The following is a 15660-nucleotide window of genomic DNA, read 5'->3' as shown; positions in this document are numbered from 1 at the left end:
TAGTTTTTATTTTCAGGCTAAAATTATCTTAAAAAATCTCAAAATAGTGTTTAACCAATTTAAAATTCAATAATATGAAAAAAACTACACAAGGAGACTTATCTAGAAAACTTTTAAAATACGGAGCGCTCTCGGCGGCTGTTATGGGCATGACCGATGCTGCTGGGCAAATTGTTTATACTGATATCGCTGATGTGACTTTGACACCAGGTGGAACAGAATTTGTTAACTTAGACATTGATGCAAATAGTGTGGCGGATTTTCAAATATCTAATAATGCCTATGGGGCATTTTTATCGCCACTAAATTCTGCAGGTACCGCAGTTGCTGGGCCTAATGGTTTTGTCGGATTTACCGCTACTTTTGCGTATCCCTCTAATCTTGCGGCAGATGTTACCGTTGATTCAAACAACAACTTAATTGGGACTGGTGGCACACTTTACTATGGCACGGCTTGTGCTTACTCTAGTGCTTGGTGCGGTGGTGTTACTGATGGTTATTTAGGTCTGGTGATTGATATTGGGGGTGCTTCACATTATGGTTGGGCACGTGTGGATTTAGCGGTGGATAGAACGTCTCTAGTAATAAAAGATTATGCTTATAATTCCGTCGCAGGTGAGCCTATATTAACGGGTCAACAAACCTTAGGGGTAGATGACTTTTTATTCAATGATTTTAGTTACTTCGTTGACACTTCTAAAAATCTCAATCTGAATTCTTCAGCAATGATGGAAGGCATAAAAATTTACGACTTAACTGGTAAAGAGGTTAAAGAGGTGAAATTAAACTCAAATAGTGCATCTTTATCGGTTTCAAATTTGTCTACGGGAATTTATTTGGGTAAAACTACTGCACAAGGACAAACCAAATCATTTAAATTTGTTTTAAACTAATAAGTTTACACAATTATATATTTAAGAAAAGCGTGCAACAAAAGCACGCTTTTCTATTTACTTTTTTTTCCTTTTAGAGTTCCGACGCTTATCCCTTTTCTTTCGCCAAGGTGCATTTTTCTGCCAATCGCCAGCCATAATACAACCATAAGGCATCACTTCGTCAATGACAGTGCCCAAACCGAATTCGTCCATTTGTTGTCTTACGGCTTGTGCATTTTTATAAGCACTTGGCAACTCGGTAATGTCAATTTCCTTTGAGAAAAACCTAACGTCCAACCCACGCGTTTCTTCCTTAAAGATTTGCATCGTGGTGCCTGTTTTGCTTTTTCTATGTTGCGTTCGGCTAACGTTTCTACCCGCACCATGTGGCGCAAAACCTAAATTGGTTTTTGTGGTAGCACCTTCAACAATCAAAACAGGCTCGCTCATATTCAAAGGAATCAACCGTGGGCCTGTAATATCTGGCATAAACTTCGCATCCAATGGTGTTGCACCTTTCGCATGGTAAAATAAATCACCATCTTTAAACACGAAGTTATGCTCGTTCCAGTAGCGGTTTTCGATATCAATTTCCAAAGTTTCAGCTACTGAGTTGTGCAACACTTCGTGATTGGCTTTTGTCCAATCTCTTATGGTTTGCAAGGCTTCCCAATAGGCTTGTCCTTCATCGGTTTCAAAAGGAATCCATGCATTTTCCTTTTTGGTTTCTGGTGATAATTCCTTTCTGAAACGCTCAGCGATTTTCATCCCTTTGTTGTATAATCTCGCACCTGGACCTCTTGACCCATGATGCGTGACCATCATTGTATTTCCTGTTTTTTTGGACTTACCAACAAACAAGAAATGATTACCGTCGCCTTGCGTTCCCAAATGTGCTCTCGCGGCTTGAATCATGTTGCCATCATTCAAAAAGTAATTCGTCTCAAAAGCATCAAGCAATTCCTTTGGAAATCTGAACTGAGAATTTCTATCTCGTCCGCCTGGACCAAAATGTGTGTTGGCATGTGCTGCATCCAAAATATCTTTTGGATCAGCTTTTCCGAAATCTGTCAACATTACAGAGCAACAAATATCTGCACTGTGCATGCCTGGATGAATGGCGTTTTTAGCCACTGCAACTCCACCAACCGGAATAGTTCCGTCTGGCCCAGCAGGACAAGCATCTGGCATAATAGCACCATCTACTAAAGTTGGTGTTTTCATCAACGTTTGCATGGAATTGATAACCTTGTTGACATTATCTTCTTCCAATTCGTCTTCTGCTTTTATGTTAATTGAAAAATCCAATGGCTTATCGTGCAAAGAAATTGGCTCTGGCAATTTAAATTGTTCCAAATAGCTGTGCATTGCTTCTCCTTCTAATTTATTTTCATTGATATGGGCAATGGCTTCTTTCATCCATTTGCCTTGTCTATAACCTAAATTGATGAGATCGTGTCCTGTTATTTTGTTGTTTGTTTCCATGTATTTTATTATTTGTCATTGCGAGGGAAGCGCGACCCAAGTAATCTGTTTCTAAGATAAGGAGATTGCTTCACTATGTTCGCAATGACGGTTATTTTTTCATTAAGCCCTACCAGCTCCAGCGTCTGGCAGAGCGCTACTTAAAAAAGTCTGATTCCAAAGACTTCTTTTTAATTACACTACAAATATTTTACGCTATTGCGCAATGCTTTTGCGTAGTGAAATTTATTTTTTATTTTTCTTCTTTTTTTTACGTTTGGATGCCTTTTTCTTTGATTTTATCTTGTTTTTGATTCTTGAAATTTCTGAATCCACATAGCAGATAAAATCACTGTTACACCCAAACAATTTTGCTTTTTTATGTGCTTTTAAAGCCTTTTTAAACTTTTGAAGATTCTCAAAAAGTTGTCCTTGCAATGTGTGAACCAAACCTTTGTCTAATCCTTTTACAGTAAAAGCAAAGTCGATTAGCTTTTGGGTTTCTTCGTAATCCTCGTTCCAGATGAGCACCAAAATGTATTTTGAATACACTTTTTGAAAATCCATCTTGTTTGCCAAAGCTTCAGCGAAATATTGTTTTGCTTTTACGAAATCGCCAAATTGCTCGGCTTGCAAACGGCCCATTAAATACAAAGCATAAGCATTATTAGCTTCGTAAGACAAGGCGTAGTTTAGATTTTCTACAGTTTCCTCTAAATCGTATGGATAAGCATCTATAGCTTTAAGTACGTAATTGTTTAACAAATTCGTGTCCATTGTTTTCTTTCCCCGAACTAGTTTCAGGGTCTTTTTAAATTACTTTTAATTTTTTGATTCAATGAGATGCTGAATCGAGTTCAGCATGACGTTGATCTTTTATTTTAACTGTTTTGGAAATGTTTAGCAGACTTGCTAACGACTGAAAACAAAAAACCCGAAACAGTTTTACTTGCTTCGGATCTTTCATTTATAAATTTGAAAAGTTTATCTAATGACAATCACGAAGCATCACAAAAGGTAGAATTCCTTTTGGATCGTTTTGATATGTTATAAATAAACTCATAATTTTTAGATTTAATTCGACTTCCTTTTTGATTGGAATCAGTGCAAATATTTAGATTAATTTTTGACTTTTCAAAATTTATTTTTTCAATTTCTGAAAAATCGAGCCCTTAATACGAAGTATTAACTTTTTTTTAAAAAAGCAAGTATTTTTTGAAATTATGTAATTTTATTGAATTTTGAAATGAATTTCAAATCCTTTTTCTAATTCAAATTTATGCTGAATAAAAATAGATTCTGAATTATAATTTGCTTCAATCAACCAAAAATTTCCATTAAAATAAGATTGCTTTACTACGGCTTTTAAGTCTGAATCTTCAACTATTGTAAGTTGGTGTGCATATACAATTCCATATGGCTCGATAACATTAAATTCACCAAAGAACGAAGCAATTAAAGGCAACTTTGGAACTCTATATAAATTTTCAGGTGTTTCATTGGCTATAATTTTTTTATCATGCAGCACAATAATTTCATCTGAAAAACCGAGCACATCATTTTTGTCGTGTGTGGCGACAATACAAGTGATGTTATTTTCTTTTAAATAGTTAAATATGTTACGTCGTAGCGATTGTTTTTTGAAGTTGTCTATATGGCTAAATGGCTCATCCAATAATATAATCTCAGGCTCTTTTGCTAAAGCTCTCGCTAATGCTACACGTTGTTTTTGCCCACCACTAAGGTTTTTTACTTTCGTTTTAGTAAAATCTTCTAGTTCGACGATTTTTATGAGTTCTTTGGTGCGATTTTGTTTCTTTTTAGGATAGAAATTAGACAGGAACTCACCAATATTTTCTTCAACCGTTGTAAAAGGCATCAAATCGAATTCCTGGGCAACATATTTCACAAAATCGTAACCGATTACGAGATTAAATTTGGGTCCGAGAATCTCTTTTTCCTTCCAAAAAATTTGGCCTTCATTCAAATCAAATTCTCCGTAAATGAGTTTGAGTAAAGTGCTTTTTCCTGAGCCACTTTCCCCGATAACAGCGAGATTTTTTCCTATTTCAACTTTGAAGTCAATCGACTTTAAAATTTTGGTTTTAGTATATCCGAAAGAGACATTTTTTATTTGAAGCATAGTTCAAAAATAGCGTAAAAAAAGCCCACTCATTTTGTGTGAGTGGGCTTTGATTATTTTTTAATAAGAATTAACCTTTTACTTTTTGATTGGTTTTGCTCGGTAATACCTCAAATCCCATATTGTAAAGTGTAAATCCAAAAATATCGGCATACTGCTCAATAGTTTTGCTTACGGGTGTTCCTGCACCATGGCCAGCATCGGTTTCAATTCGGATTAAGGTTGGATTGTCACCAGTTTGCTTGCTCTGTAATTCCGCTGCAAATTTAAAACTATGTGCAGGCACAACACGATCATCGTGGTCTCCAGTTGTAACTAAAGTTGCAGGATATTCTGTACCTTCTTTAACATTATGCACAGGAGAATAACCTTTTAGGTAGTTAAACATTTTCTCATCGTCATCTGCAGTACCATAATCGTACGCCCAACCAGCACCTGCGGTAAACGTGTGGTAGCGTAACATATCTAATACTCCAACGGCTGGCAATGCTACTTTCATTAAATCTGGACGCTGTGTCATCGTTGCTCCAACTAACAGTCCTCCATTTGAGCCTCCACGTACTGCCAAATAATCACTAGACGTATATTTGTTTTCGATAAGGTACTCTGCTGCTGCAATAAAATCATCAAATACATTTTGCTTGTTCATTTTTGTACCTGCATCGTGCCATGCTTTTCCATATTCGCCACCTCCTCTTAAATTGGGAACTGCGTAGATTCCACCTTGTTCCATCCAAACGGCATTAGTGATGCTAAAACTAGGCGTTAAACTGATATTGAATCCTCCATAACCATAAAGAATTGTTGGATTCTTGCCGTCGAGTTCTAAACCTTTTTTATGGTTGATAATCATCGGTATTTTAGTCCCGTCTTTAGATGAATAAAACACCTGTTTGCTCTCATAGTTTTCTGGATTGAAATCTATCTTTGGTTTACGAAACAACTCTGAAGTTCCGTTTTCAATATCGTATTTATAAATACTACCTGGTGTAGTGTAATTAGTAAAAGAATAATATAATACATCGTCTTCTTTTTTGGCTCCAAAACCACCTGCGCTACCAACGCCTGGTAACTCTACGTCACGTACTAATTTACCATTGTAATCATATTGCTTCACTTTTGAAACTGCATCAACCATATATTCTGCAAAGAAATAACCACCTCCTGTTGATGGACTTAGAACATTTTCAGTCTCTGGTATAAAATCCACCCAATTTTCTGGTGTTGGATTGGATGCATCAACCGTGACAATCTTTTGGTTAGGTGCATCTAGATTAGTCACTAGAAATAGTTTACTACCCTCGTTTTCGATGACATAAGTATTGGTGTCGTTGTTGTCTAAAATAGTTACTAATTTACCATCGGGTTTGGTTAAATCTTTAAGAAAAAGTTTGTTACCATAAGTTGAAACACTCGCTGATATTAGTAAGTATCTGTCATCTTCTGTAACGCTTCCTCCTATATATCTATGTTTTTCTGAAGGCTCACCTCCATAAATTAATTCATCTTCATTTTGCGGTGTTCCTAATTTGTGATAATATAGTTTATGCTGGTCTGTTTTGGCTGAAAGTTCACTTCCTTCAGGTTTGTCATAACTTGAGTAGTAAAAGCCTTCGTTTTTGTACCATGACATGCCGCTGAATTTTACATCAATGATGGTATCTTCGACAATTTCTTTGGTTTCGGCATTCATGATCAGGATTTTTCTCCAATCGCTTCCTCCTTCTGAAATGGCATAAGCTAATGTGTTTCCGTCTTTTGAAAAACTCAATCCGCCTAAGGAAATAGTTCCATCTTCCTTAAAGGTATTTGGGTCTAAAAACACCTCTGCTGTCTTTGGGTCTTCGCCAGTTTTATATCTATAAATGACATATTGGTTTTGGAGTCCGTCATTCTTATAAAAATAGGTGTAATCGCCTTCAATGAACGGAGCACCAATTTTTTCGTAATTCCATAGTGTCGATAATCGCTCTTTGAGTTCTTCGCGGTAAGGAATATTGTCCAGGTAATTGCCAGTAACCTCATTTTGAGATTTTACCCACTCCATAGTTTCTTCACTTCGGTCGTCTTCTAGCCAGCGGTAAGGATCTTTAACCTCGGTGCCAAAATAATTGGTTATGGTGTCTACGGTCTTTGTTTCTGGGTAATCTACTTTAATTTGTGCCACTTCTTTTTTGTCGGTTTTACAAGCGATAAAAACAGTAAGTGCCAATGCACCTATTAGAATTTTTTTCATGGTTGGAATAATTATTATGAGTTTGAATCTAAATGTACTCAAAAAACACTTTAACAACCTTAAAAAAATCTTAAATGAAACCTGATAATAGCTTTAAGCTAAATCGTGTTTTATAAGGTATTCTGCAATCTGTATTGTATTGGTAGCAGCCCCTTTTCTAAGGTTATCGCTTACGATCCACATGTTCAATGAATTTGGTTGAGAACCATCACGTCTTATTCTGCCCACAAACACATCGTCTTTACCATTGGCATACATTGGCATTGGATACGTGTTCACATCCAAATTATCCTGAACGGTAACACCGTCGGTTTCGCTTAATAGTTTTCGGACTTCATTTATATCAAAATCGTTTTCAAACTCTACGTTTACGGCTTCACTATGTCCGCCAGCTGTTGGGATCCTAACTGCAGTTGCGGTTACGGCAATTGTCCTGTCGTCTAATATCTTTTGCGTTTCTCGGACAAGTTTCATTTCTTCTTTTGTATAACCGTTTTCTTCAAAAACATCACAATGCGGAATGGCGTTTTTGTGAATAGGATAAGGATAGGCCATCTCACCTTTTTTGCCTAAAATTTCGTTTTCCAATTGTTCAACAGCTTTAACTCCAGTGCCCGATACAGATTGATATGTTGAAACAACAATACGTTTGATTTTGTATTTTTTGTGAAGCGGCGCCAAGGCCATAACCATCTGTATTGTAGAGCAGTTAGGATTAGCAATAATCTTATCTTCCTTTGTAAGTTGATTGGCATTGATTTCTGGAACCACCAATTTTTTTGATAGGTCCATTCTCCATGCTGAAGAATTATCAATAACGGTCGTACCAACTTCTGCAAATTTTGGGGCCCACTCTGAAGAGGTACTGCCACCAGCCGAAAATAAAGCAATGTCGGGACGTTTGCTAATGGCATCGGGAATACTGATAACCTCGTGGTCTTTTCCTTTAAATTTAATCTTTTTACCAACGGAACGTTCCGAAGCTACTAAAAGCAATTCATCCAAAGGGAAGTTACGTTCTTCCAAAATGTTAAGCATTACGCTACCAACTAATCCTGTTGCGCCAACTATTGCAATTTTCATCTTTCAAAAAAATTTAGTTGACAAAATTAAAATAATTATCAGTGAAAATAGTTGAAACAGCTATAAAAATATGCTAAAAATTAGATCCGAAAATTGTAAAAAATCTCAATTGATCATGAAAAGAAAAACCCAGACTTTACGCCTGGGTTTGGTTAAATAATTATAGTGTAGCGGTGACCGCTTAAAATTAATTTTTCTTTAATTCGTCTCTTATTTCCTGTAACAGTTCAATTTCAGTTGGTCCTGATGGCTTTTCTGGAGCTGGCTCTTCTTTTCTCTTCATATTGTTCACTGCTTTTACCACCATAAACATTACAAATGCAACGATTATAAAATCAATAACATTGGTTAAGAATGTACCATATTCTAACCAAACTTCTCCGATTATTTCGCCCGCATCGTTTAGTTCGCCTTCATCAAGCTTATACCTCAACTCCTTGAAATCCGCATCAAATATTAAACCTATTAATGGTGATACAATGCCTCCTGTAAACGATGACACCACCTCTTTAAATGCGGCACCCATTACAAAACCTACTGCAATGTCCACAAGGTTACCTTTCATTGCAAATTCTTTAAATTCTTTTAACATAGTTTAGTGTTTTAAATAGTTAATGATTATGTTAGTTAGACACTAAAATAGTTAAAAAAGTCACAAATTTAATTTGAGAGTAGTTATTTTATAATCAGGCGCTTTACTCGTTGAGAGATTGAAGTGATAATCTCATAAGAAATAGTTTGGGCAGATTCAGCCAAATTTGCTGCTTTTTTATTAGAGTCAAATACAATTACCTCATCTCCTTCTTTGCAATCAATATCCGTGATATTTACCATAATCATGTCCATACAAACATTGCCTATTATTGGTGCTTTTTTATCATTTACAAAGACAAAGCCTTTTTCATTTCCATATATTCGAGAAATACCATCTGCATGACCAATTGGTATTGTAGCCGTTTTTTGGTAGCCATGGGATTTATAGGCTCTATTGTACCCAACGGATTCATTGGGTTCAATTTTATGGATTTGAGAAATTACAGATTTTAAACTCGCAATGGGTTTTAAGTTTTCGTCTTCTTTTGCTGAATTGCCAAAGCCATATAGTCCTATACCGCAACGTATCATATCAAAATGAGCATTAGAAAAATTTACAACTCCTGAAGTATTGCATATATGTAGCCAAGGTTTATAACCTATTTGTTTTTCGAAATTTGAGGCTATGTTTTTGAATGTTTCAATTTGATTTAAAGTGAAATCTTTTTCTTCCAAATCCTCACTTGCAGCTAAATGCGAAAACACAGATTTTGCAACGACGGAACTGGTAGCTTTCAATTTTGAAACCACATAATCCACATCAGTTTGCCAAAATCCAAGCCGATTCAATCCTGTATTAAATTTGATATGAACGGGATAATTACGCTGCTGTTTTGCTGATGCAACTTCAATAAATTCATTTAAAACTTTTGAATTGTACAAACTTGGCTCTAAACATCTCTCAATAATAGTCTCGAAACTCGATGGTAAAGGATGAAGCACCAAAATTGGTTTCGTAATACCGGCATCTCTCAGCACAACTCCTTCGTTAGTGTAGGCTACGGCAAAGTAATCTACGTCTAAATCCTGAAGGTGTTTTGCAACAGAGACCGAGTCACTACCATAGGCAAAAGCCTTTACGACTGCCAAAAATTTAGTTTCGCGCTTTAGTTTCGATTTTAAATAGTTGAAGTTATGTGTCAGTGCACCTAAATCTATTTCCAGAACGGTTTCTTGCGCCTTAGACATCAGATTGTTTTTCTTTAGAAGAAATTTCTTCGGCATCTTTGACCTTGATCTGTCTCACTTTTTCGCGGAGCATACTTTTATAATAGGCAGCTCTGCTCAATGGTTCGTATTCTTCGACTTCACCAAGCAAAACCAAATCATCACTTGCCGATTTTCTAAAACTATACTGCGCCAAGTTTCCTGTTTTAGTACAAATAGCGTGGACTTTAGTCACATATTCAGCGGTTGCCATAAGATAAGGCATTGGACCAAAGGGATTACCTTTAAAATCCATATCCAATCCAGCAACAATAACTCTAACCCCTTTATTCGCTAAATCATTGCACACACGGACTATTTCATCATCAAAAAATTGAGCTTCGTCAATTCCTACTACATCGCATCCATCTGCTAAAATTGGAATATTTGCAGCAGCAGGTACTGGCGTAGATCTAATTTCGTTGGCATCATGAGAAATTACCATCTCGTCATCATAACGCGTATCTACAGCAGGTTTAAAGATTTCCACTTTTTGGCGCGCGAACTTTGCGCGCTTTAACCTACGGATTAATTCTTCGGTTTTACCGGAGAACATCGATCCGCAAATCACTTCAATCCATCCAAATTGTTCTTTATGATTTACCGTATTTTCGAGAAACATTTCGTAATTTTAGCACTAAATAGGTGCTTTTTTTCGTTTGTATAAAGGTGGCGCAAATTTATTAAAAAACAAAAGCAAAAAGGATGAAATGAACATAAACAAATTACATTATCAAATTTTAAATGATGATTTAATTTTTTATGCGAATTCTTGAAATCATAGATTCATAAACTCTTAAAACAAAAAATAGAGTATACGAGAGTAAGATGAAGAAATTTTTATTCTCTTCATTTTATTAAAAATAAAAATTCAAAAACAGATGAAAAAGAAATTAGAATCAGAATTGGTTAGCATTGCACACAGGATTCTAAAACTGAAAGGAAAGGAAGATGTGGACAGAATGCACGAAGAAGTTTCAAAACTGTATGAAAAATTGACCGTTCTAAAATTCGCACAAGAAAATTTTGAGGATGATATGCCAACCATTGGTAACGACTCTTCATTTTTTGACATGTTAGATACGGCATTCAACAACAAAATAAGTGATACAATTGAAGTTGAAGACAAAGTTTATATCAATTTGGACGAGGTTGAAGATGATGACATCATGGAACCAGTAATGGAGAAAATAAAAGATATGGTCGCGCAAATGCCCGAAGAAACTCATGCTGTTGATGCATTTTTAAAAGAGGCTGATGTTAACGTTACAGAAAACAAAGGTATGGAACCACCACAGTCCGTAAAGTTCGAAAATATACCAGCAGATTTTGGGAAAATACCAGAGTTTGAGCCAATTGGAGATGCGAGAAAACGTGAGGCTGAGTTGGCTAAAAAATCACTGAATGACAAGTTGAAAAGTAAAGGGTTACAAATTGGACTCAACGATAAACTTGCATTTATAAAGCATTTGTTTGATGGAAAAAACGAAGACTACGACCGTGTTATTTCGCAATTAAACACTGCAAATTCTTCGGCTCAAGCCAAAAAACTGATTGAGGAAATGGTGAAACCGGATTACAATAACTGGGAGGGCAAAGAAGAATATGAAGAGCGATTTATTGAAATTGTAGAAAACAAATTCAACTAGCAGATGCGAACCAAACAAATGGTTTATTGTGTATGCACTCTTATTTTATGCGGCATATTTCTATATTCTGCTTTTATGTATTTCACTAAAACGGAAATGGTAAAAGGTTTTTTTGAAAACTTTAATTATCCGAGCTATATCGTTATTCCTCTAGCAATATTGAAAATTTTGGGGATTGCAGCCATACTTTCCAGAAAAAGTAAGTGGCTTACAGAATGGGCTTACGCTGGCTTTTTTTTCAATTTGGTTTTGGCTACGATTGCACATCAAACTGCTGGCCATGGTATTTTTGGATTTTCGTTTGTTGGACTGATTGTTATTTTTCCATCATATATTTTGGGTAAATATCTTAGGGATTAAATTTAAAAAAGATTCCCGATTTATAGGGAAATTAATATGAGTAAACTCTACCTCGTACCAACACCAATAGGCAATTTAAAGGATATGACGTTTAGAGCTGTTGAGGTTTTAAACGAAGTGGATTTAATTCTGGCCGAAGACACCAGAACTTCTGGCAAACTCTTGAAACATTTCGAAATTTCTACTCAAATGCAAAGTCATCATATGCATAATGAGCACAAAACAGTGGATGGACTGATAGAAAAATTAAAGTCGGGATTTTCTATTGCTATAATTAGCGATGCTGGTACACCTGCCATTTCAGATCCGGGTTTTTTATTGGTTAGAGCTTGTGTTGAAAACGGTATCGAAGTAGATTGTCTGCCAGGAGCAACAGCTTTCGTACCAGCCTTGGTAAATAGTGGATTGCCGAACGATAAATTTGTTTTTGAAGGTTTTCTTCCTGTGAAGAAAGGGCGCCAAACACGACTTTTATCTTTAGCCGAAGAAACCAGGACTATTATTTTTTACGAAAGTCCGCATAAACTTAATAAGACTTTAGGACATTTCTGCGAATATTTTGGTGAAGATCGACAACTTTCAGTTTCTAGGGAATTGACCAAACTTTATGAAGAAACCATTCGTGGTACCGCAAAACAAGTACTGGATCATTACAAGGAAAAACCTCCTAAAGGCGAAATTGTAATTTGCGTAGCGGGTAAAAAGTGAATGCGATAGTCTTTTGATGCTTTGAACTATCGCACACACTTTAAATACTGTATTTTTCAACCGTAAATCGAGATTATGAAAACCAAACACTACGATGTATTTGTAATAGGAAGTGGCATAGCTGGCCAAACCGCAGCAGAAATTTCAGCTAAGAACGGATTATCTGTTGCCATCGCAGATTTGAGAAAATTTGGCGGCACTTGCTCTTTGCGAGGTTGCGACCCCAAAAGAATTCTACTTCAATTTTCAGATTTGGCTCAACAATCCAAACAACTTCAAGGTCTGGGCGTTGTGGAGCCACCAAAAATAAAATGGAAATCGGTTCAAAAATTTAAATCCACTTTTACTAAACCAGTACCATTAGATACAGAAAAAGATTTATCAGATTTAGGAATTGATCTGTACCATCAGTCGCCAAAATTTACTAATAATGATGAAATTATGGTGGAAGGAAAAAAAGTGTCGGCAGACAAATTTGTTATTGCTACTGGCCTTATTCCTAGAGAATTAAAAATTGATGGTTCAGACTATCTTAAAACGAGTGACGACATATTAAAGTTGAAAAAAATCCCAAAGTCAGCCATTTTCTTGGGTTCTGGATATGTTGGTATGGAATTCTGTTATATGCTTTCGACCATGGGTTGCAAATGTACAATGATAGAAATGAGTGATAAGATTTTAGCGCCTTTTGACGCGTTTTTAGTGCAAAAATTAACCAATGAACTTAAATCCCGAGGTGTAAAATTCGTCTTAAATGCAGAAACAACTTCAGTTAAAAAATTGAAAAAGAATCTGCGCGTTACTTATAACAGAAAGGGAAAAACAAAAACTAAAAAAGCGAGAATAGTTATCAACTCTGCAGGTAGAATTCCAGCGATTGAACAACTAGATTTAGAAAAAGCCAATATCGATGCCGATGACTCTGGTGTATTGGTTAATAATTTTATGCAAAGTGTAAGTAACAAAAAGATTTATGCTGTTGGTGATGTTTCGAGTAAATCTCTACCGTTAACGCCATTGTCGGGATTACAAGGTTATGTTGCCGGAAACAATATTTTGAAAGAAAATTCAAAGGAATTTCAAAACCCTCTAGTACCCTCAGTGGTTTTTACACAGCCACAATTAGCAATGGTCGGATATACTGAGGAAGAGGCAAAAAAAAGATATAAAAATGTTAGAATCTATAGTGAAGACGCTTCAGATTGGTATAATGCTGAAAAAGAAAACACACAAGCGTATGCGTATAAAATTTTAGTCAACGAACGTACTCAGGAAATTGTTGGTGCACATTTACTCAGTCCTCAAGCCAATGAAACCATTAATATTTTTGCACTCGCAATGAATAATAATATGACCGTTGGCGAATTTAAAAAACAGATTTTCACATATCCATCTTTTGCGAATGACTTAAAAAGTATGCTTAAGGATGAAGAATAGGTTTTATGGATGATTTACTTCGTACAATAAGTCAGTGTGACATCTGCAAGGCACATTTGCCATTAGGGCCAAACCCAATTGTAAGTGCTCATAAAAATTCAAAAATCATATTGTTAAGTCAGGCACCAGGCAGACTGGCGCATCAATCTTCAAAAGCTTGGAACGACCCAAGTGGTAGACAATTACGGGAATGGTTAGGTGTTAATGATACCCAGTTTTACAACCCCGAAAATTTTGCGATACTTCCTATTGGCTTCTGTTATCCTGGCAAAGCAAAAACAGGAGACTTACCACCACGACCAGAGTGTGCACCATTATGGCATAATCAGATATTAGAAAAATTGCAAAATGTAAAGTTGACGCTTTTAATAGGTGCCTATGCGCAGAAGTATTATTTAAAAGATAAAATGAAGCGAACGTTAACGGAAACGGTTTCAAGCTACGAGGAATACTTACCAGAATATTTTCCAATTCCGCATCCATCACCTACTAATCGTTTTTGGAAAGCAAAGAATCCTTGGTTTGAGGAATTGGTTGTGCCTGAGTTGCGGAAAAAAGTTAAAAAGTTATTGGGCGATTAAGTCATTTAAGTTTTGGTCAGTGAAAAATAAATTTTATCCGTGAATTAGTGGTAAAAAAAGAATCTTACAAACTAAGAATGAGATTCCTGCCTGCGCAGGAATGACAAGCTTAAAACTGCGACTAAGACTGAAGACTAATACAAAGACCCATCATGCTTCCCAACTTCAAAACCATGTTTGCCCAAATATTGGTTGCCACTTTCAACAGCACCTTCTTCAATATCAGTTCCCATAGAATCATTCCAGCGGTTTAAGTATCCAAAGAGTGAAATCACACCCAGCATTTCAACAATTTCTCCTTCATCCCAATGCTCGTAAAGTCGTTTTTTAATTTCCGCATTAACAGCGTTTGGTACTTGGCTTGCTGCTAAACTAAAGTCTAAAGCAGCACGCTCAGCATCAGAAAAGGCTGAATGCGTTCGGTATTCCCAGATATTATCCAATTGCTCTTGTTCGGCACCATAACGTTCCGCAGCTCTAATGGCGTGGGCTTGGCAATAGCGGCAACCTGTTGCGTTACTACTTACCCAGGCAATCATACGTTTTAAGGCTGAGGTTACGCGACCTTCATTCGCCATTACAGCTTTATTCAAATTAATGAACGCTTTAGAAATTGCAGGTCTGCGTTGCATGGTCAATACCGAATTAGGACAAAATCCAAGAGTTTCGTTAAAGAATTCAGCCAGTTTTTTGGTTTCCAAATCGTGTTCTGCAGACAAAGGAGTTACAAGTGCCATAGTTATTTTTTTAGTGGTATTTTTGAATGTACAAGATAGGATTTATGGAATTTAAACTAAAAGAATATGCCAGATAAAATCACAACCCATTGGAAAGGTGGATTAACTTTTGAGTCCGACAACCCAAGTGGAAAATCAGTAATAATGGATACCAACATCGTTGGCCAAACAGAGCGTTTCGGATTGTCACCAAAAGCTATGATGCTCTCATCTTTGGCGGGTTGTTCTGCGCTCGATGTCATTTCAACTTTAGACAAAATGAAAGAGATAATTGACGATTTCAAAATCGAAGTTTCTGGAGAATTAACAGATGAGCACCCAAGATATTATCATTCTGTTGAGGTAAATTACCATTTTTATGGTTCAGATTTAAATAAAAAGAAATGTGAACGTGCTGTAATTCTTTCAGTAGAGAAATATTGTGGTGTTATGGAAATGTTTAGACGATTTGCAAAAGTTGAAACACAGATATTTTATCACCCAACAGAAAAATAATTAAATAAAATCTTAGAATTTCTAAATTATGTAGTTCTACCATGTGGAAGGCTTTTTTTGTGACACTCATAATTAATATGCTTAAAAGCGAA

The 15660-nt window shown here is 36.1% G+C and carries 16 protein-coding genes; 7 read left to right on the top strand and 9 right to left on the bottom strand.

Features of this window, described 5'->3' with window-relative positions; genetic code table 11:
- Nucleotides 1-74 precede the first annotated feature (74 nt).
- On the top strand, nucleotides 75-893 hold the full coding sequence (locus HM983_RS06395; RefSeq protein ID WP_179344558.1) for a T9SS type A sorting domain-containing protein: 819 nt from the start codon (nucleotides 75-77) through the stop codon (nucleotides 891-893).
- Between the two features lie 57 nt (nucleotides 894-950).
- Here the strand turns inward: HM983_RS06395 and HM983_RS06390 are convergent, their stop codons facing one another.
- The 8 genes from HM983_RS06390 to HM983_RS06355 form a co-directional block, all read right to left on the bottom strand.
- Nucleotides 951-2360, bottom strand: coding sequence for an RtcB family protein (locus HM983_RS06390; protein WP_179344557.1), 1410 nt, complete (start codon nucleotides 2358-2360; stop codon nucleotides 951-953).
- A 225-nt stretch (nucleotides 2361-2585) separates the two neighbouring features.
- On the bottom strand, nucleotides 2586-3116 hold the full coding sequence (locus HM983_RS06385; protein ID WP_179344556.1) for a tetratricopeptide repeat protein: 531 nt from the start codon (nucleotides 3114-3116) through the stop codon (nucleotides 2586-2588).
- A gap of 454 nt (nucleotides 3117-3570) precedes the next feature.
- Entirely contained in the window at nucleotides 3571-4482 is a 912-nt protein-coding gene (locus HM983_RS06380; RefSeq protein WP_179344555.1) for an ABC transporter ATP-binding protein, read from the bottom strand.
- A 70-nt stretch (nucleotides 4483-4552) separates the two neighbouring features.
- The gene (locus HM983_RS06375) at nucleotides 4553-6718 is read right to left on the bottom strand and encodes a prolyl oligopeptidase family serine peptidase (protein WP_179344554.1); all 2166 of its coding nucleotides are present in this window, start codon (nucleotides 6716-6718) and stop codon (nucleotides 4553-4555) included.
- Between the two features lie 93 nt (nucleotides 6719-6811).
- Nucleotides 6812-7801 (bottom strand): aspartate-semialdehyde dehydrogenase, encoded by a 990-nt coding sequence (locus tag HM983_RS06370; RefSeq protein ID WP_179344553.1) that lies wholly within the window; start codon nucleotides 7799-7801, stop codon nucleotides 6812-6814.
- Nucleotides 7802-7988: 187 nt separating this feature from the next.
- Nucleotides 7989-8393, bottom strand: a complete 405-nt coding sequence (gene mscL / locus HM983_RS06365; RefSeq protein ID WP_179344552.1) for a large-conductance mechanosensitive channel protein MscL — start codon at nucleotides 8391-8393, stop codon at nucleotides 7989-7991.
- An 83-nt stretch (nucleotides 8394-8476) separates the two neighbouring features.
- Nucleotides 8477-9583, bottom strand: a complete 1107-nt coding sequence (alr, locus tag HM983_RS06360) for an alanine racemase (protein ID WP_179344551.1) — start codon at nucleotides 9581-9583, stop codon at nucleotides 8477-8479.
- On the bottom strand, nucleotides 9576-10223 hold the full coding sequence (locus HM983_RS06355; protein ID WP_179344550.1) for a thymidine kinase: 648 nt from the start codon (nucleotides 10221-10223) through the stop codon (nucleotides 9576-9578). The genes alr and HM983_RS06355 overlap by 8 nt, the downstream gene beginning before the upstream one ends.
- 259 nt (nucleotides 10224-10482) lie before the next feature.
- Here HM983_RS06355 and HM983_RS06350 point away from each other — a divergent pair, with 259 nt between their 5' ends.
- From HM983_RS06350 to HM983_RS06330, 5 genes are all read left to right on the top strand, one after another.
- A complete protein-coding gene (locus tag HM983_RS06350; protein ID WP_179344549.1) occupies nucleotides 10483-11250 on the top strand; it encodes a hypothetical protein in 768 nt (255 codons plus the stop codon).
- A 3-nt stretch (nucleotides 11251-11253) separates the two neighbouring features.
- Entirely contained in the window at nucleotides 11254-11610 is a 357-nt protein-coding gene (locus HM983_RS06345) for a DoxX family protein (protein WP_179344548.1), read from the top strand.
- A gap of 36 nt (nucleotides 11611-11646) precedes the next feature.
- On the top strand, nucleotides 11647-12318 hold the full coding sequence (rsmI, locus tag HM983_RS06340) for a 16S rRNA (cytidine(1402)-2'-O)-methyltransferase (RefSeq protein ID WP_179344547.1): 672 nt from the start codon (nucleotides 11647-11649) through the stop codon (nucleotides 12316-12318).
- A 75-nt stretch (nucleotides 12319-12393) separates the two neighbouring features.
- On the top strand, nucleotides 12394-13755 hold the full coding sequence (locus HM983_RS06335; RefSeq protein WP_179344546.1) for a dihydrolipoyl dehydrogenase family protein: 1362 nt from the start codon (nucleotides 12394-12396) through the stop codon (nucleotides 13753-13755).
- Nucleotides 13756-13760: 5 nt separating this feature from the next.
- Nucleotides 13761-14336, top strand: coding sequence for a uracil-DNA glycosylase family protein (locus tag HM983_RS06330; RefSeq protein WP_179344545.1), 576 nt, complete (start codon nucleotides 13761-13763; stop codon nucleotides 14334-14336).
- A 134-nt stretch (nucleotides 14337-14470) separates the two neighbouring features.
- On the opposite strand, the gene HM983_RS06325 is transcribed toward HM983_RS06330, so the two are convergent.
- Complete coding sequence (locus HM983_RS06325; RefSeq protein WP_179344544.1) at nucleotides 14471-15073, bottom strand: carboxymuconolactone decarboxylase family protein; 603 nt, start codon at nucleotides 15071-15073, stop codon at nucleotides 14471-14473.
- 66 nt (nucleotides 15074-15139) lie between these two features.
- Here HM983_RS06325 and HM983_RS06320 point away from each other — a divergent pair, with 66 nt between their 5' ends.
- Complete coding sequence (locus tag HM983_RS06320) at nucleotides 15140-15568, top strand: OsmC family protein (RefSeq protein ID WP_179344543.1); 429 nt, start codon at nucleotides 15140-15142, stop codon at nucleotides 15566-15568.
- The last annotated feature ends 92 nt before the right edge of the window (nucleotides 15569-15660 follow it).

The organism is Winogradskyella ursingii, from assembly GCF_013403975.1.
GTDB lineage: Bacteria > Bacteroidota > Bacteroidia > Flavobacteriales > Flavobacteriaceae > Winogradskyella > Winogradskyella ursingii.
Note: the sequence above shows the minus strand (reverse complement) of the source record. Positions and strands in the feature narration are given on the sequence as shown.